The 22,203-nt window shown below is 57.1% G+C and carries 18 protein-coding genes; 8 read left to right on the top strand and 10 right to left on the bottom strand.

Features of this window, described 5'->3' with window-relative positions; all coding sequences use genetic code 11:
- The first annotated feature begins 1 nt into the window (after window position 1).
- The 8 genes from K0H48_RS14800 to K0H48_RS14765 are packed head-to-tail and all read left to right on the top strand — an operon-like array spanning window position 2 to window position 10,043.
- Entirely contained in the window at window positions 2-1,246 is a 1,245-nt protein-coding gene (locus K0H48_RS14800) for a hypothetical protein (RefSeq protein WP_219268048.1), read from the top strand.
- Between the two features lie 2 nt (window positions 1,247-1,248).
- On the top strand, window positions 1,249-1,710 hold the full coding sequence (locus tag K0H48_RS14795) for a serine O-acetyltransferase (protein ID WP_056857221.1): 462 nt from the start codon (window positions 1,249-1,251) through the stop codon (window positions 1,708-1,710).
- 16 nt (window positions 1,711-1,726) lie between these two features.
- Entirely contained in the window at window positions 1,727-3,349 is a 1,623-nt protein-coding gene (locus K0H48_RS14790) for an O-antigen ligase (protein WP_219268047.1), read from the top strand.
- Entirely contained in the window at window positions 3,349-5,190 is a 1,842-nt protein-coding gene (asnB, locus tag K0H48_RS14785) for an asparagine synthase (glutamine-hydrolyzing) (RefSeq protein ID WP_219268046.1), read from the top strand. The genes K0H48_RS14790 and asnB overlap by 1 nt, the downstream gene beginning before the upstream one ends.
- A 60-nt stretch (window positions 5,191-5,250) precedes the next feature.
- Window positions 5,251-6,882 (top strand): heparinase II/III family protein, encoded by a 1,632-nt coding sequence (locus tag K0H48_RS14780; RefSeq protein WP_219268045.1) that lies wholly within the window; start codon window positions 5,251-5,253, stop codon window positions 6,880-6,882.
- 7 nt (window positions 6,883-6,889) lie between these two features.
- Complete coding sequence (locus tag K0H48_RS14775; RefSeq protein WP_219268044.1) at window positions 6,890-8,068, top strand: glycosyltransferase family 4 protein; 1,179 nt, start codon at window positions 6,890-6,892, stop codon at window positions 8,066-8,068.
- Window positions 8,069-8,070: 2 nt separating this feature from the next.
- A complete protein-coding gene (locus K0H48_RS14770; RefSeq protein ID WP_219268203.1) occupies window positions 8,071-9,030 on the top strand; it encodes an SDR family oxidoreductase in 960 nt (319 codons plus the stop codon).
- On the top strand, window positions 9,027-10,043 hold the full coding sequence (locus K0H48_RS14765) for a glycosyltransferase family 4 protein (protein WP_219268043.1): 1,017 nt from the start codon (window positions 9,027-9,029) through the stop codon (window positions 10,041-10,043). Before K0H48_RS14770 ends, K0H48_RS14765 begins: the two co-directional genes overlap by 4 nt.
- Before the next feature lie 60 nt (window positions 10,044-10,103).
- On the opposite strand, the gene K0H48_RS14760 is transcribed toward K0H48_RS14765, so the two are convergent.
- The 10 genes from K0H48_RS14760 to gyrA form a co-directional block, all read right to left on the bottom strand.
- Window positions 10,104-10,331, bottom strand: coding sequence for a LapA family protein (locus K0H48_RS14760; RefSeq protein WP_219268042.1), 228 nt, complete (start codon window positions 10,329-10,331; stop codon window positions 10,104-10,106).
- Window positions 10,332-10,351: 20 nt separating this feature from the next.
- A complete protein-coding gene (ihfB, locus tag K0H48_RS14755) occupies window positions 10,352-10,645 on the bottom strand; it encodes an integration host factor subunit beta (protein ID WP_003172657.1) in 294 nt (97 codons plus the stop codon).
- Window positions 10,646-10,777: 132 nt separating this feature from the next.
- Window positions 10,778-11,062: a hypothetical protein gene (locus tag K0H48_RS14750; RefSeq protein ID WP_138816140.1), complete on the bottom strand. Its 285-nt coding sequence runs from the start codon at window positions 11,060-11,062 to the stop codon at window positions 10,778-10,780.
- A 176-nt stretch (window positions 11,063-11,238) separates the two neighbouring features.
- The gene (rpsA, locus tag K0H48_RS14745) at window positions 11,239-12,933 is read right to left on the bottom strand and encodes a 30S ribosomal protein S1 (RefSeq protein WP_138816141.1); all 1,695 of its coding nucleotides are present in this window, start codon (window positions 12,931-12,933) and stop codon (window positions 11,239-11,241) included.
- Window positions 12,934-13,053: 120 nt separating this feature from the next.
- Entirely contained in the window at window positions 13,054-13,743 is a 690-nt protein-coding gene (gene cmk, locus K0H48_RS14740) for a (d)CMP kinase (protein WP_003172653.1), read from the bottom strand.
- Entirely contained in the window at window positions 13,740-15,950 is a 2,211-nt protein-coding gene (locus K0H48_RS14735; RefSeq protein WP_257626981.1) for a bifunctional prephenate dehydrogenase/3-phosphoshikimate 1-carboxyvinyltransferase, read from the bottom strand. Before K0H48_RS14735 ends, cmk begins: the two co-directional genes overlap by 4 nt.
- A 28-nt stretch (window positions 15,951-15,978) precedes the next feature.
- Entirely contained in the window at window positions 15,979-17,091 is a 1,113-nt protein-coding gene (gene hisC, locus K0H48_RS14730) for a histidinol-phosphate transaminase (protein ID WP_138449030.1), read from the bottom strand.
- A 9-nt stretch (window positions 17,092-17,100) separates the two neighbouring features.
- Window positions 17,101-18,195 carry a prephenate dehydratase gene (pheA, locus tag K0H48_RS14725; RefSeq protein WP_003172650.1) on the bottom strand — a complete coding sequence of 365 codons (1,095 nt, stop codon included), beginning with the start codon at window positions 18,193-18,195 and terminating at the stop codon, window positions 17,101-17,103.
- A complete protein-coding gene (gene serC / locus K0H48_RS14720; RefSeq protein WP_065929271.1) occupies window positions 18,195-19,280 on the bottom strand; it encodes a 3-phosphoserine/phosphohydroxythreonine transaminase in 1,086 nt (361 codons plus the stop codon). Before serC ends, pheA begins: the two co-directional genes overlap by 1 nt.
- Before the next feature lie 231 nt (window positions 19,281-19,511).
- A complete protein-coding gene (gene gyrA / locus K0H48_RS14715) occupies window positions 19,512-22,175 on the bottom strand; it encodes a DNA gyrase subunit A (RefSeq protein WP_138816146.1) in 2,664 nt (887 codons plus the stop codon).
- Window positions 22,176-22,203 lie beyond the last annotated feature (28 nt).

Below are 22,203 nucleotides of genomic sequence, written 5' to 3'. Positions count from 1 at the left end.
CATGGTCAACCTATTGATCCAGGTGCTGACACTGATAAGTGGCCTGGTTGTTAACTTTGTGATTCCCGGACTTTACGGTTTGGAAGCGTACGGCGCATTCATCAAGGCCAACGTGCTGGTATTTTTATTTCAAAAACTCTTGGATATCGTCAATGAGCAGCTGATTGCCACCGTGGAGGCCGAGTACATTCTGGTGACTTCATTATTTATGGCCGTACTGATTTTTGTACTGTTCAGCGCTGTGAACCTGATTGACCACATCGGCAACCCACTCCTGCTTGGGGTGATGCTCTTGAGCTCGGCATGCCTGTTATCGCTGTTCGGGCTGCGCCTGCAACGCTGGATTGTGGCGTACCTGGTGCTATTTCTTGGCGTATTTTTCACGCTCCTGTTTATCAGCTACCAACAGATAGTCCCGCTGACTATCGTCGACATTCTGATTCTGACCAACTTGATTCCGTGCGCATTTGCCGTAGCGGTGCTGTTTTTCAAAGGTGCAAAACTGCCTGTCGGCAAACAGCTGTTGCAGACCTGCCAAGGTGTGCTGTTGTTATTACCCAGAATGATATCCATCACCCTGGTGTTCAATCTGTTCACCAACATCTTGCCCTTCATTCTTTCCAAGAGCCTGCCGGTCCGCGACCTGGGATTGTTCAGGGTAATCGTCTCGATTATTCAATCCGCGACCAGCCTGTTCCCCATCAACGTCAGGGCAGTCTTTGTCGCCTTCGTCTCGGGCGGGCAACGTCAAGCGCAATATAGAATCATCACGTCGATCGCCATTTTTTACTTCGCGCTGATAGGTTTATCGGGGTACGCGGCGGTCTGGCTGCTCCCTCAGTACTCGAACTATCTGGTGATGCTGCCCTGCCTGCCAGTGCTGTATTGGGCAGTGGTGACAGAGCGCTATTTGGTCGCCTCCGGCCTGCACCGTAAAGTCATCGTGGCAAACCTTGTCATTGCCCCACTGGCCATAACGAGCATGGTTCTGTTCGTCAAAGACTTGAACCAGGCGCAGTTGTTCTACGCTATCGGGTTCTCGGCCTACTTGTTGTTCCTACATATAAGCTGCCGTCCAGGCATTCGCTTGCCGGTCGTTTTTTGGGTCGCCTTACTTTCACCCCTGACTATCTTTTTGACACACATCAGCCTGGTCTGGGCCGTGCTGTATATGTGCTCGCTCATGATCATTGCAGTGGGAGCACTCCAGCTTCGACCCGCCGATCTTCGCACGCTGAGGTTTTAACCGTGAACGCAGTAAAACTTTATCGAGTTGGAAACTGGCTACACCGGCATCGCGTGCCGTTATTACCAGGCCTTGTTCGAAATGTGATTTTCTTACTGTTCAACTCTTACATTCCGATCACCGCAACGATCGGAAGAGGCACGATATTCGCCTATGGCGCGATCGGCGTCGTACTGCACGCGAATGCCAAGGTTGGCGACGGTTGTGTGCTGGGCCAAGGCATCACCATCGGCGCCGCTGAGGGTTATGTCACCAGCGAGATCAATCGCTGCCCCGTCATCGGTGACAACTGCTACATAGGGGCCGGGGCAAAGATCATTGGCGACATCGTCATCGGAAATAACTGTCAAATTGGCGCTTCGGCGGTCGTATTGAAAGACGTGCCTGATAATTCAATCGTTGTGGGAATACCCGCAAAAGTGATTGGACAAACAGCCAGCGACTATAAAGCCATACGCCCTTGAACAATGGAGTACCGCAATGAGTCAACCTGTCTGCGTAAAAAACTCTATGGCGATCACGGCAGCAGCACTCATTGCCATTTTATTTATGCTGGATCCTGGCGTGCTTTTCTACATTGCCATTATCGGCAGCGCTTTACTGGTATTGACGGCCATCCTGTCACCTTGGCTGGGTTTATTGGCGCTGTTCCCATTGGCCTTTGCTCTACACCCCGCGCCTACTTCGATCGGCGCCCAGGAAATGGCGTTTGCTGCCCTGCTGATGGCGGTGTTCCTCAGCGCGTTGATCAAATTGCTCCGCTCTCTAGGTTTTACATCGGTCCTGCGCCTGTTCGCCGCGCCATTGCTAATAGGCCTGGGGTTTCTAGTGCTGAACCTGGTTGTAGCGATGTACCACCATGTTCCGATGGCTGATTGGATCAGAGGGGTTGTGCCCTTTCTGTTTATCTATGCACTGATCCCGGTCTGCGCACTGGTAGGTCGCGAAGAAAACAACATTCGTTGGCTCGGCGCTTCGGTGGGAACCCTGATTTTACTGACCGCAGGCTACATCGTTTTCTATTACTTCTATCACGGCTTGTGGCAGCCTTACTGGACCCTTCAGGTCAACGGGGAGATGGTAAAAATCCCTTATGAAGAAGCGCTGCGCAACGTTAACGCACTGGGCCCCATGCGTGACCGCATCACCATGGTGCTGGCGCAAGCGACAGATGCGATCCTGCCGCTGGGCATGGTGCTCGGGTATGTCGTCGGCACGTTGACGCCTGACCGAAGGGTTGCATGGATCAGTGGCTTGATATCGCTGCTTTGCACGGCCGCAGTGCTGATCACATTTACACGAAGCATGCTGATCAGTGCGCTTCTGGTCATTGGCTTGTTCGCGCTCTATACCTTTTTCGCGCATAAGCACTTACGGCTAAAAGTGATATCCGGCATTGTCATTCAAGCGCTGTTTAGCCTTGTGTTTATTTTTGCCACCGGCATGGAAGACGTATGGCTCGGGCGCATGAACTCCCTGGCGAATACTGCATTACCTATCGCAACCTCTTCCATTGCGTCTATGGGTGAGAAAAGCACGCAACCTGACGCTCCGGCACCTGCACTCTCCGAGCCCAAGCCCTCTGCCAACGAGAAGCAGGACTTCAACGTCTCTTCCCGGGTACAGGAATATAAAATCGCCTGGAGCATGTTTCAGGATCACCCCGTACTGGGCAATGGTATCGGGATCAAACACGAGATGCGCTGGGAGAGACCCGGCGGTGATTCATTCACGGAGTCAGTTGGCTATATCCATAACTGGCCACTGTACATGCTGATGGTCGGCGGCGTCTTAGGGCTGCTGATGTATATCACTGTCCTCGGTGCTCCCGTCCTATACCGGTTGTCCACTCTAAAATCCGACCCCGTTCACCTCACCGTGATTCGCACCGCGGTCATAACGCTGGCGATATACGGGTTGTTCTTCGCGGTGTTTCGCCTGATTTCTTTCAACTTACTGCTTGCAGCAGCTTGGGGCGTAATGCTGGCGCACAAGCATTCCAATCAGATGATGGGTACCGCCTTGCCTGACGGGCAGTCAGCGTCATTCTCCACCACCCGGCCGGGAACGGTCGCCAAAGACACCAGGGAGACGTCGGCATAATGTGCGGCCTCAGCTTTTTTGCAGTCAAAGATGGCGTGCCCGAGACCCAGGCCCAGATGGAAAAAAGCCTGGCGGTTACACGGCACCGAGGCCCGGACGCATCGGGCACCTATTTCGCCAGTGTCGCGAGCTATCAGGTAGGGCTTGGACACAACAGGCTGAGCATTCTGGATTTGTCACCGACTGGCAGCCAGCCGATGTTTGCCGACAATCATGGTGTAAGCATCGTGTTCAATGGTGAGGTGTTTAACCATCACGAATTGCGCCAGCAATTGATCGAAAAAGGCTATACCTTCAAAGGCACCTCCGATACCGAAGTTATCCTGCAATTGTACGTAGAACATCAAGAGCAGGCCTTTGCCCTGCTTCAAGGCATGTTCACATTTGTCATATTGGATGAGCCGCGCAAAAAAACGTTTCTGGTAAGGGACGTCGTTGGCATCAAGCCGGTGTATTGCTACACCGGCGCCGACGGCTTCTACGCCTGCTCAGAAATTCGCGGCCTGAAATGTTTCTCGCAGGTAAACACCGACATAGACCCGGATGATGTGTTTGAGTTTTTCAACAACGGCTTTCTCTACGAGCCGAACACCGGCTACACATCCATCAAGAAACTGATGCCCGGCAGTTACGTGGTGCTCGACCTGGCAACCGGCAAGATGACAACCCAGCGTTACCAGAGCGCGCTGAACTTCAAGACCGAGCAAAGCCTCGTGCAGGATGTGCGCTCTGCCGTGACGCGCCAATTGGAAGCAGACGTCCCGGTCGGAGTATTTTTCAGTGGTGGCGCAGACTCCAGCATCCTGGCAAGTTTCACCGGTGATGCTGATTTATTTTTTGCACAGTACGACGCAACGGACGACTCCATTGTGGATAAGGAGTTTTCCGCCAAGATCGCCGAACACCTTGGCAAAAAGCTGGTGGTCACAGAGATTCTTGACTCAGATATAGACCCGTTCGAGTCAATCGACTTCGTCGCTGCCAATACCGAAGAACTGGTATCCGACTATACGTTCTGGGCCACCTACCGCTTGTCCACCGAAGCCAGGAAAAGTGGATATACCGTCATGCTCAGTGGCATGGGCGGAGATGAAGCGTTTGCAGGTTACCCACGCTACACAGTACTCAAGCATCACACACTCATCAGGTTGCTGTATCCCGTATTAAGAACACTGCTGAAACTCAAGTTATTTCCAAAGCGACTCGACAAAAAATTTGAACGGTTGGTGTCCTATGCTCAGGAAAATTATTGGCCCTTGGCGTATTCGCGCATGCTGGGGTACTTCTCCCGCCAGGAGTTGCAGGGTTTTTTTCGTGACCACGTCGAGCTTGAACGACACTACAAACAACGCCTGGCCGGCGTCATGGATCAGTACATCGGGGCCGTGGAAGACAAGGTCAAATGTGCACAGCATTTTGACCAGACAGGCTTCTTGAGCCATAACCTGAGCGTCTCGGACAAGGCCAGTATGTTGGCCAGTATCGAACTGCGCGTTCCCTTGCTGGATGAGCGTGTGGTAGCCAGCGGTCTTGCAACTTCAAGTTCAGACTTGCTCAGGGGCGGAACGCCAAAGGCCCCACTCAAGAAGCTCCTGAAAAGCTTGCTTCCCGCCTCATTGGTTGATCGCCCCAAAACAGGCTTCAACCCACCTCTCGATGGCATTATTCAACGCATAGGCCAACAACGCCTGCTCGCCGAGTTCGAGCGCATCTACACCTATGTGGCCCGAGGAGAGGTGGAAAAATTAGTGAACAATCATTTTTCAGGCAGCGCAAACAACACCTACAAACTCTGGCAGGTGTTGTACTTCGAGCGCTGGCTGAAAATAAATTTCCCTTAACTGGCGTCAGTCAATACTCACTACGTTAACTTTCAAGTGACTGACCTAAGCAGGACGTTGATGCAACGAATAATCAAGCTCTACCACACCGTTAAAATGCTGCGATTGAAGCAGGTCGTTTACCGTCTTTACTATCGCTTCGCTAAAGTTCGGCCTTTTTCGGCGCAAGGCTTTACCCGGCGCCTCGGGATTGACCTGGCGAGGGCTCCCCAATGGAGCGCCTCGCGCTTTAGCGCCGACGAGCAGTTTGAGTTCATGGGGCTGACGGCGCCGATTGATTGGCACGATCAGACACGGCCGAAAATTTGGCAATACAACCTGCATTACCTGGATCACCTGGCAGCTTCAGGCGAGGATCGAAGAGACTTCGACAGGCGCTTGGTCAACAGCTGGATAGCAAACAATCCACCCTTTCATGGATGCGGCTGGGAGCCGTATACGTTATCTCTGCGCATCGTAAATCTGGTCAAGTGGCTTGAACAACAACCGACCTTGGAACCTCATTGGCTGGACAGCCTGGCGACACAGGCCCACGCGCTGTCCGAACAGATCGAATATCACATTCTCGCTAACCATTTGTTCGTGAATGGCAAGGCACTGGTGTTTGCCGGGAGCTTTCTGAACGGCGATCGGGCAGACAGCTGGCTGTCTAAAGGTTTGAAGATCCTTGATGAGGAAATCAAGGAGCAGTTTCTCGCGGACGGTGCCCACTTCGAACTTTCACCCATGTACCACGCGTCGCTTCTTTGGGACATCTGTGACCTGCTGAACTTGGCCACGCACTCCGAGCTGCCGGAACTTAACACTCGCAAACACCGATGGAAGCACCAGATTGAGCAAGGCCTGGTCTGGTTACGCAGCCTCCAGCACCCGGATGGTGGCATTCCGTTCTTTAATGACTCGGCCTTCGGCATTGCACCCACCCTGCTCGATATAGAAGCTTACGCGCTTGAATTGGGATGTTGCACACAGGATGGCATGCCCAGCGCCGCGCCGATTGCCGCTGTACACCAGGCTGAAAGTGGCTACGTGGCGATCAATTTTGGCGATCAGGGCAAAGCGTTGTTGAACCTTGCGCAGGTTGCGCCTGATTACCAGCCGGGTCACACCCATGCGGACACCCTCAGCTTCGAACTCAGCCTGTTTGGACAGCGCGTGTTCGTCAACTCGGGAACGTCTCAATACGGTGAAGGCGCAGAACGTCAACGCCAACGCAGTACGGCAGCGCACAACACAATAGAAGTGAACGGTGAAAACTCATCCGAAGTCTGGGCCGGATTCAGGGTCGCACGACGCGCACGCACCAGCGTAGGTAAGCTGGAACAAACAGTCGACACCGTACGTGTCAGTGGCAGCCATGACGGCTACCTGCGCCTACCGGGGAAAAACGTGCACGTTCGCGAGTGGGTTGCGATGGCCGGTGAATTACAGGTGATCGATTTCGTATCCGGCAAATTCGATCAAGCTGTATCAAGGCTATTTTTACACCCTGATATCCGCACCACTCAACAAGGCAATAAGGTAACGATCACCCTGCCCGGCGGTCAGGTCGCTGTCGCGACACTAGAGGGCGCAACCCGGATCAATGTGGTGTCTTCCACATGGCATCCGGAATTCGGCAAGTCTGTTCCCAATCAGTGCATCGTCGCTGAAATGTCGACAGACAAACTGACCACCCGCATAACCTGGTGAGGCTTACGTGAAACTTTTGATTTTGAGCTTTTACTACCAGCCTGATCTGTCAGCCGGTTCATTCCGCACGACGGCACTGGTAGACGCACTTCTGGAACAACTACCCACAGACGCCCATATTGAGTTGATCACAACCCTGCCGAATCGCTACAGCTCCTTCAGCAGTCAAGCCCCGGAACTGGAGACGCACCCCAGGCTTACCATCCGCCGAGTGGCCCTGCCTGGCCACAAGAGCGGGATGGTCGATCAAGCCAAAGCGTTTCTGGTGTATGCCAACGCCGCACGCAAGATTGTGCGAAATCAAGACTACGATCTTGTCTATGCGACGTCTTCACGCCTGATGACCGCTACGCTGGGAGCGGTGATCGCACGCACAAAACGAACGCCGCTCTACTTGGATATACGCGATATCTTTGTCGACACGATCAAGGATGTACTGTCCAAAGAAAAAGTCTGGTTGCTTAAACCCTTATTATCGCTGATTGAACGCTTTACCATTCACTCGGCGCAAAAGGTCAACCTGGTCTCTGAAGGTTTTCTTCCTTACTTCAAATCACGCTATCCCGATCAACGCTACTCCACCTATACGAATGGCATCGATGGCGAATTCCTGGATGCGCAACCGGTCGCTGAAGAAAAGCTGCCCAACCCGATTCTGGACATTGTCTATGCGGGAAATATCGGTGAAGGCCAGGGGCTGCACAACATTATCCCCCAACTGGCCAAACAGCTTGAAGGGAAGGTGCGATTCCGAGTGATCGGCGACGGAGGCCGGATCGGCCTGTTAAAGGAAGCCATTGCCACACACCACTGTACTAACGTTGAACTCTTGAAGCCGGTCAAGCGCGAACAATTGATCGAGGCTTATCAGTCGGCGGATGTGCTTTTCCTGCATTTGAACGACCACGACGCCTTCCGCAAGGTCTTGCCATCAAAAGTGTTTGAATACGCGGCACTGGGCAAACCCATCTGGGCGGGCATCTCGGGTTACGCGGCCGGTTTCGTCTCTGAACATATTGAAAACGCCGCAGTATTTGCGCCGTGTGACGCTAGCGCAGGGATCCAGTCCTTCGAGACTCTCAAAATTATGACGCGCCCGCGCCATGCCTTCGTCGAGCGTTTCGCACGTGGCCGCATCATGCGCGAAATGGCGAAAGATGTTCTTTCACTCACAGGAACCCCTTGATTATGCAAATCCTCCTGACGGGAGCGAGCGGCTTTGTCGGTAGCGGGTTAATCGCGCCACTGCTCAAACGCCAGCACTCGATTACCGCTGCTGTACGCGGGCTCAAGGCCGATCTCGATCCGCGCGTCAAACAAAGCCTCATAGGCGGCCTCTCCGGCGATCAGGATTGGCAGGTGTTGCTCAAGAGCCACGATACGGTGATCCACCTGGCCGCACGGGTCCATGTCATGAGTGACGCATCCACCGATCCACTTGCCGAATATCGGCGGGTCAATGTCGAAGGCACTCTAAACCTGGCCCGCCAAGCGGCGGCTGCCGGGGTTAAACGCTTTATATTTATCAGCTCGATCAAGGTCAATGGCGAGGGCACGGCCACTGGCGCGCCGTATACGGCTGACGGTCCGACAGCCCCTACCGACCCTTACGGCGTCTCCAAAAAGGAAGCAGAACAAGGCCTGCGAACACTGGCTTCTGAAACTGGCATGGAGGTGGTGATCATTCGTCCCGTATTGGTCTACGGACCCGGCGTTCAAGCGAACTTCCTGAGCATGATGCGCTGGTTGCATAAAGGCCTGCCCTTGCCCTTCGGTGCCGTGAACAATCGACGCAGCCTGGTTGCCCTGGACAACTTGGTTGATTTGATTGTGACGTGCACCGAGCACCCCGCTGCCGCCAACCAAACCTTCCTGGTCAGTGACGGGGAGGACCTCTCGACCACAGCGCTTTTGCGTCGAATGGGAACAGCACTGAACAAGCCCGCACGCTTGCTACCTGTGCCGAGTTGGTTGCTGCAAACCGGCGCCACGGCGCTTGGTCGCCGGGCACTCGCTCAAAGGCTATGCGGCTCCCTGCAGGTCGATATTGGCAAGACTCGCGAACTCCTGGGCTGGACACCGCCGAGCAGCGTTGATCAGGCACTGAGTAAAACAGGAAACCATTTTTTGGAACTGCAAACTAAATGAATATGTGGTGGTTATTACCGGCTGTGACGATTGTCGCACTCCTTTTAACCGGGGCCTTGCGTCATTACGCTTTGGCGCGAAGCCTGATCGACATCCCGAACGCGCGCAGCTCGCACGTGGTGCCTACGCCCAGGGGCGGTGGTGTCTCGATTGTCGTCAGCTTTCTGTTAGCGCTATTGCTGATGGCCAGCCTTGGCTTGATTGCATGGCCACTCACGTACGCATTGTTCGGTGCCGGGACCGGCATCGCGGTATTGGGTTTTTTGGACGACCATGGCCACATCAGCGCACGTTGGCGCCTGTTAGGGCATTTTATAGCTGCGGCATGGGCACTGTTCTGGATAGGTGGCCTGCCGCCGCTGGTGGTGGCGGGATTCGCCGTCGACTTGAGCTGGATCGGCCATATGCTGGCAGCGGTCTACTTGGTATGGCTGCTGAACTTGTATAACTTCATGGATGGAATTGATGGAATAGCCAGCATCGAGGCTATTTGCGTATGCCTTGGCAGTGCGTTGCTCTATTGGCTTACAGGTCACGAGTTGATCGCGTTTACGCCGTTGTTACTAGCGTTTGCAGTCGTTGGCTTCCTGTATTGGAACTTCCCGAAAGCTCGTATCTTCATGGGCGATGCGGGTAGCGGGTTTCTGGGCATCACGCTGGGGGTGCTGTCGCTACAGGCGGCGTGGGTCACGCCGCAGCTACTGTGGAGCTGGCTAATCCTGCTAGGTGTGTTTATCACTGACGCAACATGGACTTTGCTGCGCCGCCTGCTGAGAGGCGACAAAGTCTATGAGGCCCACCGCAGCCACGCCTACCAGTTTGCTTCTCGTCAGTTCGGTAAACATGCGCCTGTCACCCTGGCGGTAGCGGCAATCAACATTGGATGGCTGTTACCTATAGCGCTGCTCGTGGGCAACGGCATGGTGGATGGCTTTTTGGGACTGCTGGTGGCCTATCTGCCGCTGATGGCGCTGGCTGTAAAGTTCAAGGCTGGAGAGAAAGAACCAAATTGAATAAGTACAAAGGGGCGGCGATCGCCTCCCCTTCCTTCCACCCATGAAAAGTGGCCAGGATCAAACCCGAGTCTTACGCCGCGCCCTGGCAACCCACGCCATCAGTGGGCCAACAATCATTCCGACCAATAAAGCGACCACGACAAAAACAGAAACTGGCAACTGCGGCGCTGCCCAACCCAGAAACTGCAGAGAAACCGATTGTTGATTTTCCAGCACAAATGCCACGATGCACAGCAGCAGCACCAACACTACCAGCATTGCAATAACACGCTTAAATCTACTCATGACCCACTCCCGCACGAGTATCAAACCTCGTCTTCATCCTCATTAACTCGATCGCGCAATTCCTTGCCCGGCTTGAAGTGAGGCACAAACTTACCGTCAAGGCTGACGGACTGCCCGGTTTTCGGGTTGCGACCTACACGCGGCGCGCGGTAGTGCAGGGAGAAGCTGCCAAAACCACGGATCTCAATGCGGTCTCCGGTAGCCAGGCACTGGGACATCTGTTCAAGCATAGTCTTGATAGCCAGCTCTACATCCTTGGATGAAAGCAGCCCTTGATGGGTGACAATTCGTTCGATCAACTCCGACTTCGTCATATTTTTCCCTTCTTTTTCAAGCAGCTAGGAAAAGCGCTTCGAAGGTTTTAGCATGACTTGGTGAATTTGAACAGCCCACCCGCCAACTTATCTGCGGCACCCATGGGTGCCCACAACACATGCCTGACCCGCTCATTTACAGATCACCAGCATGGTGCGAGTGACAGCGCCAGCAGGGTTCCAGCCGAACAGGTAGTCGCCCTCCTCGTCCTTGGCGTCACTGGAACGGGTGATGACCTTGTAGCCCTGCATCTTGCACTCACGGGCGGCGCGCTTCTCACACTTGTCCCAGTTGCTGCCAAGCCCCGAACAGTCGATCTCGATGCCGCTGACGCCGCGCTTGGCGTGGGTTATGGCACTGGTGGCGGTGCAGCCTGCAAGCAGCGCTACTGCGAAGAATACGATGAGCCTGTTCATTCAAATCCTTATTGAAACAACGACACGGCGGAGCCTGTGTTAAGAACTCCTGTGTTAAGAACTATAGTCAGCTCTGACACTTGGCTGCACGCCTTGGTTCTAACTTGTTGATTCAACGAATTTCAGGCACAAAAAAGGGCGACCGAAGTCGCCCTTTTTCTATGGTCTGACAGAACTTAGTTCTGTTTTTCCATTTGTGCACGCAGCAGGTCGCCCAGAGTGGTAGGACCAGCAGAAGGCTCAGTGGAGGCTGGCTTGTCGCGCAGGCTCTGAATGGCTTCTTTCTCTTCGATCTCGTCTTTCGACTTGATGGAGAGCTGGATTACGCGGCTCTTGCGGTCAACGCTGATGATCTTGGCTTCTACTTCCTGGCCTTCTTTCAGAACGTTGCGCGCGTCTTCAACGCGGTCACGGCTGATTTCGGAGGCTTTCAGAGTCGCTTCGATATCGTCGGCCAGAGTGATGATGGCGCCTTTAGCGTCAACTTCTTTCACGATGCCCTTAACGATTGCGCCTTTGTCGTTCTCTTGAACGTACTCGGAGAACGGATCGCTTTCCAGTTGCTTGATACCCAGGGAGATGCGCTCGCGCTCTGGGTCAACCGACAGGATAACGGTGTCCAGCTCGTCGCCCTTCTTGAAACGACGAACAGCTTCTTCGCCAACTTCGTTCCAGGAGATGTCGGACAGGTGAACCAGGCCGTCGATGCCGCCGTCCAGACCAATGAAGATACCGAAATCGGTGATCGACTTGATGGTGCCGGAGATTTTATCGCCCTTGTTAAACTGGCCAGAGAAATCTTCCCATGGGTTAGATTTGCACTGCTTGATGCCCAGGGAGATACGACGACGCTCTTCGTCGATGTCCAGAACCATAACTTCCACTTCGTCGCCGACTTGTACGACTTTCGAAGGGTGGATGTTCTTGTTGGTCCAGTCCATTTCGGAAACGTGTACCAGGCCTTCCACGCCTTCTTCCAGCTCTGCGAAGCAGCCGTAGTCGGTCAGGTTGGTAACACGCGCGGTTACGCGAGTGCTTTCTGGGTAACGAGCTTTGATAGCAACCCATGGATCTTCGCCCAGCTGCTTCAAGCCCAGGGAAACACGGTTACGCTCACGATCGTACTTCAGAACCTTGACATCGATCTCGTCGCCAACGTTGACGATTTCGGAAGGATGCTTGATACGTTTCCAAGCCATGTCGGTAATGTGCAGCAGGCCATCGACGCCACCCAGATCGACGAATGCGCCGTAATCGGTGAGGTTCTTGACGATACCTTTGACTTGTTGGCCTTCCTGCAGGGATTCCAGCAGAGCTTCACGCTCGGCGGAGTTCTCTGCTTCCAGGACGCTGCGACGGGAAACGACAACGTTGTTGCGCTTCTGGTCGAGTTTGATGACCTTGAATTCGAGTTCTTTGCCTTCCAGGTGCGTGGTGTCGCGCACAGGACGAACGTCGACCAAAGAACCTGGCAGGAACGCACGGATGCCGTTAACGTCGACAGTGAAGCCGCCTTTAACCTTACCGTTGATAACGCCCTTGACCACTTCTTCAGCTGCGAAGGCTGCTTCGAGAACAATCCAGCATTCAGCGCGCTTGGCTTTTTCACGGGACAGCTTGGTTTCACCGAAACCGTCTTCAACCGAGTCCAGAGCAACGTGAACTTCGTCACCGACATTGATAGTCAGATCGCCAGCATCGTTGTAGAACTGTTCCAGCGGGATCAGAGCTTCAGACTTCAGACCAGCGTGAACGGTTACCCAGCGAGCTTGGTAATCGATATCAACGATAACACCGGTGATGATGGAGCCTGCCTGAAGGTTCAGGGTTTTTAGGCTTTCTTCAAAGAGTTCCGCAAAGCTTTCGCTCATTTTAATTCCTGTTGATAAGGGCGAAGAATACGCCCATCTCCACACCCCAGACGGTGTGGGTCAGTTTCAGTTAAAAGAAGCCACCGCAGGACTATGACTGGTCCCCTGCGGCCTTCTTGATCACCCGGCGATATCGCGAATGGCGATTTCACTCAAGATGCGTTCCAGCACCTGCTCGATGGACAACTCCGTGGAATCCAGCTGTATGGCGTCAGCCGCCGGCTTTAGCGGGGCTACCGCACGCTGGGTATCACGCTCATCGCGTGCACGGATCTCATCTAGCAGACTCGACAGACTAACACCATCGACTTTGCCCTTCAACTGCAAGTAACGGCGGCGAGCACGCTCCTCGGCGCTGGCGGTCAGGAAAATCTTCAGCGGCGCCTCGGGAAACACCACCGTACCCATGTCACGGCCATCGGCGACCAGGCCCGGCGGTTCCTGAAACGCCCGCTGGCGCTGCAGCAATGCGTCGCGCACGGCCGGCAGCGCGGCAACCTGGGAGGCCCAGGAGCCGACTTGTTCGTTGCGCAGATCATCGGTCACGTCATCACCTTCCAGGATGATGCGCTGCGGATGACCTTCCGTCGCGCCGACGAACTGCACATCAAGGTGCGCCGCCAGCAGCTTCAGAGATTCTTCGTTGGTCAGGTCGACGCCATGGTTGCGTGCGGCAAAGGCCAGCAGGCGGTACAGCGCGCCGGAGTCCAGCAGGCACCAGCCCAGGCGCTTGGCTAGAATGCCGGCGATCGTGCCTTTGCCCGAGCCGCTTGGCCCGTCGATGGTAATCACCGGTGCTTTGATATTCACAATTGAGCCTCTTGGGCAACACGGATGCCGACGTGGGCACACAGTGTAAGAAAGTTCGGAAAAGATGTAGCTACGTTGGCGCAGTCACGGATACGAATCGGCGCCGTCGCCCGTAGCGAAGCCACGCTGAACGCCATGGCGATGCGGTGATCACCATGAGATTGCACTTCGCCACCGCCCATTGGGCCGCCGTCAATGATAATCCCATCAGGTGTCGGTTCACACTTCACGCCGAGGGCCAACAGACCGTCGGCCATGACCTGGATGCGGTCGGACTCCTTGACCCGCAGTTCTTCGGCGCCACGCAACACGGTGCGCCCTTTGGCGCAGGCCGCCGCCACGAACAACACCGGGAATTCGTCGATCGCCAGCGGCACCAAGGCCTCAGGAATCTCGATGCCTTTTAACTCAGCGGCGCGTACGCGCAGGTCGGCAACCGGTTCACCGCCCACTTCACGCGGGTTTTCCAGGGTGATATCCGCGCCCATCAGCCGCAGGATATCGATCACGCCGGTGCGGGTCGGGTTGACGCCCACGTGCTCCAGCAACAACTCTGAGCCTTCGGCAATCGAAGCCGCCACCAGGAAGAACGCCGAAGAGGAAATATCCCCCGGCACTTCTATATGTGTCGCCGTCAATGCGTGGCCCGAGTCGACAGACGCGGTAGCCCCCGCCACGGCAACCGGATAACCAAAGCCGCGCAACATCCGCTCGGTATGATCACGGGTTGGGGCAGGCTCGGTCACTGAGGTCTTACCCTCGGCATACAACCCGGCCAGCAACAGGCAGGACTTAACCTGCGCACTGGCCATCGGCATCGAATAATCCAGGCCCTTGAGCGCCTGGCCACCGCGAATCGTCAGCGGTGGACGCCCTTCCGGCCCGGTCTCGATCACTGCCCCCATTTCCCGCAGCGGCTTGGCCACACGGTTCATCGGGCGCTTGGACAGCGACGCATCACCGGTCAACACACTGTCAAAGCGCTGCGCCGCGAGTAACCCGGACAGCAACCGCATCGACGTGCCGGAGTTACCCAGGTAGATCGGCCCCGGCGCTGGCTGCAAACCGTGCAAACCCACACCATGAATCGTCACGCGCCCATGGTGCGGCCCTTCAATGACCACGCCCATGTCACGAAACGCCTGCAAGGTTGCCAAGGCATCTTCGCCTTCGAGGAAACCTTCGACTTCGGTCACGCCGTCGGCCAATGAGCCCAGCATGATCGAGCGATGGGAGATCGACTTGTCGCCCGGCACCCGAATCTGCCCGCTCAAGCGGCCACCCGGGTTGGCGAGAAAGCTCTGCTCATCGGCGTTCACAGCGGTTTCCATGTAGGCCCGGCGCGCCAGGATCTTGCTGAAATGCTCACGCGCCACCCGCGCACGGGTGAACACGCCCAATAATTGATGGCCATCCCCCGCATCCACCGCATCGCGCAAGGCGTCGAGGTCACTGCGGAAGGTGTCCAGGGTGCGCAACACCGCTTCGCGATTGGCCAGGAAGATGTCGTGCCACATCACCGGGTCACTGCCGGCAATCCGCGTGAAATCACGGAAGCCGCCGGCGGCGTAACGGAAAATCTCAAGGTTTTCGTTGCGCTTGGCCAAAGAATCCACCAAGCCAAAGGCCAGCAAGTGCGGCAAATGGCTGGTCGCTGCCAACACTTCGTCGTGGCGCTCAACCTGCATGTGCTCGACATCGGCGCCCAACTCGCGCCAAAGGCGATCCACTACCGCCAAGGCCGCCGGATCGGTCTGCTCAAGCGGCGTCAGAATCACCTTATGGCGACGGAACAACTGCGCATTGGACGCCTCGACGCCGCTCTGCTCGGACCCGGCAATCGGATGGCCCGGCACAAAACGCGCCGGCATGCCGCCGAACGCGAGTTTGGCGGCGCGCACCACATTGCCTTTGGCACTGCCGACGTCCGTGAGGATCGCTTGCCCAAGGTCCATGTCCGCCAGCAAGGCCAGCAACTTCTCCATCGCCAGGATCGGTACCGCGAGCTGGATCACATCCGCGCCCTGGCACGCCAGCGCCAGGTCTGCCTCACAGCGGTCCACCACACCCAGCTCCACCGCCAGCTTGCGCGATTGCGGGTCCAGGTCCACACCGACCACCTCGCCACACAGCCCGCTTTCACGCAGGCCTTTGGCGAAGGAGCCGCCGATCAACCCCAGGCCGACCACCACCAGGCGACCGATCATAGGCACAGCAGGTTGCAATGCAGTGACATCAACCACGAGCCAGAACCTTGGCCAACGCCTCCAGGAAGCGGCTGTTTTCAGCCGGCAAACCAATGGTGATACGCAGGTGGTTCGGCATGCCGTAGTTGGCCACCGGGCGCACGATCACGCCTTCGCGCAGCAGCCCTTGGAACACAGGAGCTGCTACCTGGCCCAGATCGACACAAATGAAGTTGCCCTTGGAAGGAATCCAGCCCAGGCCCAGTTCACGGAAACCTTCCTGCAGCTGCAACATGCCGCTTTCGTTGATGCGCCGGCCTTCTTCCAGGTACTCGGCATCCTTGACCGCCGCACACGCCGCCGCCAACGCCAGGCTGTTGACGTTGAACGGCTGGCGCACACGGTTGAGCACATCAGCAACCACCGCGGTGGACAAGCCGTAGCCCACGCGCAGCGATGCCAGGCCGTAGGCCTTGGAGAAGGTGCGCGACACCAGCAGGTTCGGGTAAGCCGCCAGGAAGTCCAGGCCGTCCGGCAGGTCGCTGCCTTCGGCGTACTCGATGTAGGCTTCGTCCAGCACCACCAGCACGTGCTCGGGCACGTCTTGCAGGAAGTCGTTCAGCGCCTGGGCGTCGAACCAGGTACCGGTCGGGTTGTTCGGGTTGGCGATAAACACCACGCGGGTTTGCGCGTCGATGGCCGCCAGCATGGCCGGCAGGTCATGGCCCCAATCCTTGGCAGGAATGACGCGGGCGTCAGCCCCCACAGCCTGGGTCACGATCGGGTAGACGGCGAACGCGTGCTCACTGAACACCGCATTCAAGCCCGGCGCCAGGTACGCACGGCCAACCAGCTCAAGAATGTCGTTGGAACCGTTGCCCAAAGTGACTTGGTTCAGTTCGACGCGGCAGTTCTCGGCCAGCAGCGACTTGAGGGCGAAACCATTACCGTCCGGGTAGCGGGTCAGCTCGGTCAATTCTTCACGAATCGCCGCCAGCACCTTGGGGCTTGGGCCCAGCGGGTTTTCGTTGCTGGCCAGTTTTACGATCTTCGACGGGTCCAGGTTCAACTCACGCGCCAGCTCGTCCACAGGCTTGCCTGGAACGTAAGGCGACAGTTGTTGCACGCCCGGCTGAGCCAGGGCGAGGAAGTTGCCACTCATGTTAAAGCCTCACAAAACCGCTTTCGGGTAAGAGCCCAGCACCTTGAGTGCCACGGCTTCCTGACTGATTTTCTCCAGCACACCTTTGACCAGCGGGTCGCGGTGGTGGCCGATGAAGTCGATAAAGAACACATACGTCCATTTACCGCTGCGCGAAGGGCGAGTTTCGATGCGCGTCAGGTCAATCCCGTTATCGTGGAACGGCACCAGCAGTTCATGCAGAGCGCCGGGCTTGTTGCTCATGGAGACGATGATCGAAGTCTTGTCGTCGCCGGTGGGCGGCACTTCCTGGCTGCCGATCATCAAGAAGCGCGTAGAGTTGTCCGGGCGGTCTTCGATTTTTTCAGCCAGGCGCGTCAGGCCATACAGGCCCGCAGCCATGTCACCGGCAATAGCCGCCGAATTCCACTCACCCTTGACCCGCTTGGCCGCTTCGGCGTTGCTGGACACCGCCACGCGCTCGACATTCGGGTAATGCGCGTCCAACCACTTGCGGCACTGGGCCAGCGATTGGGCGTGGGAGTAGATACGGCTGATGCTGTCGGTCTTGGTGTTCTCGCCCACCAGCAGGTGGTGGTGGATACGCAGCTCAACTTCGCCGCAGATCACCATGTCGTGCTCAAGGAAGCTGTCCAGCGTGTGGTTGACCGCGCCTTCGGTGGAGTTTTCCACCGGCACCACGCCAAAATTCACCGCACCGGCCGCCACTTCGCGGAACACTTCGTCGATGGCCGCCATCGGCTTGCTGATCACCGCGTGGCCGAAGTGCTTCATGGCCGCCGCCTGGGTGAAAGTGCCTTCCGGGCCGAGGTACGCCACTTTCAGCGGCTGCTCCAGCGCCAGGCACGACGACATGATTTCACGGAACAACCGCGCCATCTCTTCGTTGCCCAACGGGCCTTTGTTGCGTTCCATCACACGCTTGAGCACCTGTGCCTCGCGCTCAGGCCGGTAGAACACCGGCACTTCGCCTTCGGCCAGGGAGGCCATCTTCACGCGGGCGACTTCCTGGGCGCAGCGCGCACGCTCACTGATCAGCTCCAGGACTTTCTCGTCCAGACTGTCGATGCGTACACGCAGGGCCTTGAGTTCTTGCTCAGACATTAGCCGTGTTCCTTTTCGAACTCTGCCATGTAGGCAACCAGCGCGTTGATCGCGTGGATGTCGACAGCGTTGTAGATGGAGGCGCGCATGCCACCGACCGAACGGTGGCCCTTGAGGTTCAACAGGCCGCGTGCGTCGGCACCGGCCAGGAACGGCTTGTCCAGGCGGTCATCGGCCAGACGGAACGGCACGTTCATCCACGAGCGGTCGGTGAGGTTGATCGGGTTGCTGTACAAACCGCTGGCGTCGATGAAGTCGTACAGGGTGCGCTTCTTCTCTTCGTTCAGCTTGCCCATGGCGGCGACACCGCCCTGCTCCTTCAGCCACTCGAACACCAGGCCGGAGAGGTACCAGGCGAACGCCGGCGGGGTGTTGTACATCGAGCCATTATCGGCCGCGACCTTGTAGTTGAGCATGGTCGGGCACAGCGAACGCGCACGACCCAGCAGGTCTTCGCGGATGATGTTGACCAGGATGCCGCTCGGGCCGATGTTTTTCTGCGCACCGGCGTAGATCATGCCGTATTTGGACACATCGATCGGGCGAGACAGAATGTCCGAAGACATGTCGCACACCAACGGCACGTCGCCCACTTGCGGTACCCAGTCAAACTCCAGGCCGCCGATGGTTTCGTTGGCGACGTAGTGAACGTAGGCCGCGTCTTTGGACAGCTTCCACTCGTTCTGACCGGGAATGGCGAAGTAATCGTAAGGCTTGGCGGTGCCGGCCACGTTGACGTGACCATAGCGCGAGGCTTCTTCAATCGCTTTCTGGCCCCAGATGCCGGTGTCGATGTAGTCGGCAGTGCCGTCTTCGGGCAACAGGTTCAGCGGAATCTGAGCAAACTGCTGGCTCGCGCCGCCTTGCAGAAACAGCACTTTGTAGTTGGAAGGGATGCCCAGCAAGTCGCGCAGATCCTGCTCGGCCTTGGTGGCGATGGACACAAACTCATCGCTGCGATGGCTCATTTCCATCACGGAGAGGCCTTTTCCATGCCAGTCGAGGAGTTCACCCTGCGCACGCTGCAGGACTGCTTCAGGAAGCGCCGCGGGACCGGCACAGAAGTTATAGGCTCTCTTGCTCACATCCAATCTCACTCTGATCTGGTGGTGGTCACGCAAACATATCAGCCGACACCCGATCCAATGTGGGTGCGGGCTTGCTCGCGAAAGCGATCCAACAGGCGACATCTCTGGTGAATGTCAGTCCGCTTTCGCGAGCAAGCCCGCTCCCACACTAGATCTCCATGGCTGTCGATATTTCCATACGGACAAACAACAAGGGGGCGAATCTTCATCCGCCCCCTGTGTGTCCGCTTATTCCTGCGGTTCTTCTTCGTCTGCGGCAGCATCGAGGGTTGGCTCGTCGACGTTGTCATCGCCGGCTGCGATCACCTCGCCATCGAACACCGCACCGTCTTCGCCTTCCAGCTCTTCGCCTTCGACTTCCGATGGCTCCTGAACGCGCTCCAGGCCTACCAGCGTTTCGTCGCTGGCCAGCTTGATCAGCGTCACGCCCTGGGTGTTACGGCCCAGGCTCGACACTTCAGCCACACGGGTACGCACCAGAGTGCCCTGGTCGGAAATCAGCATGATCTCCTCGCCATCGAGCACCTGTACCGCGCCGACCAGACGGCCGTTGCGGTCGTTGCTGACCATGGCGATCACGCCCTGGCCGCCACGCTTGTACTCCGGGAACTCGCTGATGGCGGTGCGCTTGCCATAACCACGCGCCGAAGCGGTGAGGATCTGGCTGCCTTCTTCCGGGATCAGCATCGAAATCAGCTTTTGCCCTTCCGGCAGACGCATGCCGCGTACACCGCGGGCGGTACGGCCCATGGCGCGAACGTCGGATTCCTTGAAGCGTGTCACTTTGCCGCCGTCGGAGAACAGCATGACTTCACGCTCGCCATCGGTGATGGCCGCAGAGATCAGTACGTCGCCTTCGTCCAGCTCCAGGGCGATCAGGCCCACGCTGCGCTGACGGCTGAAGGATTCCAGCGGGGTCTTCTTCACGGTGCCTTTGGCGGTGGCCATGAAGATGAAGTGACCTTCGGTGTATTCCTCGACTGGCAGCATGGTGGTGATGTATTCATCACTGTCCAGCGGCAGCAGGTTGACCAGCGGACGACCACGGGCAGCGCGGGAGGCTTCCGGAATCTCGTAGGTCTTGAGCCAGTACACCTTGCCTTTGCTGGAGAACAGCAGCAGCGTGGTGTGGCTGTTGGCAACCAGCAGGTGAGCGATGTAGTCCTCATCCTTCACGCCGGTAGCCGATTTACCCTTACCGCCACGACGCTGAGCCTGGTACGCAGCCAATGGCTGGGTCTTGGCGTAGCCACCGTGGGAGATGGTCACCACACGTTCTTCTTCCGGGATCATGTCACCCAGGGTCAGGTCCAGGCGCGCATCGAGGATTTCGGTGCGGCGCACGTCGCCGTATTCGGCGCGGATCACTTCCAGTTCTTCGCGGATCACTTCCATCAGGCGCACAGCGCTGTTGAGGATGCGGATCAGCTCGCCGATCTGGTTGAGAATCTCCTGGTACTCGGCCAGCAGTTTCTCGTGTTCCAGGCCGGTCAGACGGTGCAAACGCAGTTCCAGAATGGCCTGGGCCTGTTCCGGCGACAGGAAATACTTGCCGTCACGCAGGCCGTATTGCGGGTCCAGGGTTTCCGGACGGCACGAATCGGCACCGGCGCGTTCAACCATCGCCACGACGGCGCTGGATTCCCACGGCATCTTGATCAGGGCTTCCTTGGCTTCCGACGGCGTCGGCGAAGCCTTGATCAGCGCGATCACCGGGTCGATGTTCGACAGCGCTACCGCCTGGCCTTCCAGGATGTGGCCGCGCTCGCGGGCCTTGCGCAGTTCGAACACGGTGCGGCGGGTGACCACTTCGCGGCGGTGACGCACGAAGGCTTCGAGCAGGTCCTTGAGGTTCAGGATGCGCGGGCGGCCGTCGATCAGGGCCACCACGTTGATACCAAACACGCTTTGCAGCTGGGTCTGGGCGTAGAGGTTGTTGAGGATCACCTCTGGCACTTCGCCACGACGCAGCTCGATCACCACGCGCATACCGTCTTTGTCAGACTCGTCGCGCAGTTCGGTGATGCCTTCCAGCTTCTTCTCTTTAACCAGCTCGGCGATCTTCTCGATCAGACGCGCCTTGTTCAGCTGGTAAGGCAGTTCGGTGATAACGATCTGCTGGCGGCCACCGACCTTGTCGATGTCTTCGATCATCGAGCGGGCGCGCATATAAATGCGGCCACGGCCGGTGCGATAGGCTTCGATGATGCCGGCACGACCGTTGATGATCGCGGCGGTCGGGAAGTCCGGACCGGGGATGTATTGCATCAGCTCGTCGACGGTCAGCTCAGGGTTGTCGATGAGGGCCAGGCAACCGTCGATGACTTCACCGAGGTTGTGCGGCGGGATGTTGGTGGCCATGCCCACGGCGATACCGCTGGAGCCGTTGACCAGCAGGTTGGGAATACGGGTCGGCATGACGGCCGGGATCATTTCGGTGCCGTCGTAGTTCGGCACCCAGTCCACGGTTTCTTTGTGCAGGTCGGCCAGCAGCTCGTGCGCCAGCTTGGTCATGCGCACTTCGGTGTATCGCATGGCCGCGGCGTTGTCGCCGTCGACCGAACCGAAGTTGCCCTGGCCGTCTACCAGCAGGTAGCGCAGGGAAAACGGCTGGGCCATCCGAACGATGGTGTCGTACACCGCAGTGTCGCCGTGAGGGTGATACTTACCGATCACGTCACCGACAACACGGGCAGATTTCTTGTACGGCTTGTTCCAGTCGTTACCCAGTTCGCTCATCGCGAACAGCACACGCCGGTGCACGGGCTTCAAGCCATCGCGCGCATCAGGCAGTGCCCGACCGACAATTACGCTCATCGCGTAGTCGAGGTAGGACTGTTTCAGCTCGTCTTCGATATTGACCGGGAGGATTTCTTTGGCCAGTTCGCCCATGAGAAGCCTGATTCCTTTTTCGGGTGAA

Origin of the sequence: Pseudomonas sp. Xaverov 259 (genome assembly GCF_019352915.1) — a bacterium.
Classification (GTDB): Bacteria; Pseudomonadota; Gammaproteobacteria; order Pseudomonadales; family Pseudomonadaceae; genus Aquipseudomonas.
The sequence above is the reverse complement of the archived record's forward strand: the minus strand, read 5'-3'. Positions and strand labels throughout refer to the sequence as shown.

Bases quoted from the DNA above. Each gene is read 5' to 3' on its own strand.
- K0H48_RS14800 (WP_219268048.1), top strand. From the start codon at position 2: ATGGTCAACCTATTGATCCAGGTGCTGACACTGATAAGTGGCCTGGTT.
- K0H48_RS14790 (WP_219268047.1), top strand. From the start codon at position 1,727: ATGAGTCAACCTGTCTGCGTAAAAAACTCTATGGCGATCACGGCAGCA.
- asnB (WP_219268046.1), top strand. From the start codon at position 3,349: ATGTGCGGCCTCAGCTTTTTTGCAGTCAAAGATGGCGTGCCCGAGACC.
- K0H48_RS14780 (WP_219268045.1), top strand. From the start codon at position 5,251: ATGCAACGAATAATCAAGCTCTACCACACCGTTAAAATGCTGCGATTG.
- K0H48_RS14770 (WP_219268203.1), top strand. From the start codon at position 8,071: ATGCAAATCCTCCTGACGGGAGCGAGCGGCTTTGTCGGTAGCGGGTTA.
- K0H48_RS14765 (WP_219268043.1), top strand. From the start codon at position 9,027: ATGAATATGTGGTGGTTATTACCGGCTGTGACGATTGTCGCACTCCTT.
- K0H48_RS14760 (WP_219268042.1), bottom strand. From the start codon at position 10,331: ATGAGTAGATTTAAGCGTGTTATTGCAATGCTGGTAGTGTTGGTGCTG.
- ihfB (WP_003172657.1), bottom strand. From the start codon at position 10,645: ATGACGAAGTCGGAGTTGATCGAACGAATTGTCACCCATCAAGGGCTG.
- K0H48_RS14750 (WP_138816140.1), bottom strand. From the start codon at position 11,062: ATGAACAGGCTCATCGTATTCTTCGCAGTAGCGCTGCTTGCAGGCTGC.
- rpsA (WP_138816141.1), bottom strand. From the start codon at position 12,933: ATGAGCGAAAGCTTTGCGGAACTCTTTGAAGAAAGCCTAAAAACCCTG.
- K0H48_RS14735 (WP_257626981.1), bottom strand. From the start codon at position 15,950: ATGATCGGTCGCCTGGTGGTGGTCGGCCTGGGGTTGATCGGCGGCTCC.
- hisC (WP_138449030.1), bottom strand. From the start codon at position 17,091: ATGAGTGGCAACTTCCTCGCCCTGGCTCAGCCGGGCGTGCAACAACTG.
- pheA (WP_003172650.1), bottom strand. From the start codon at position 18,195: ATGTCTGAGCAAGAACTCAAGGCCCTGCGTGTACGCATCGACAGTCTG.
- gyrA (WP_138816146.1), bottom strand. From the start codon at position 22,175: ATGGGCGAACTGGCCAAAGAAATCCTCCCGGTCAATATCGAAGACGAG.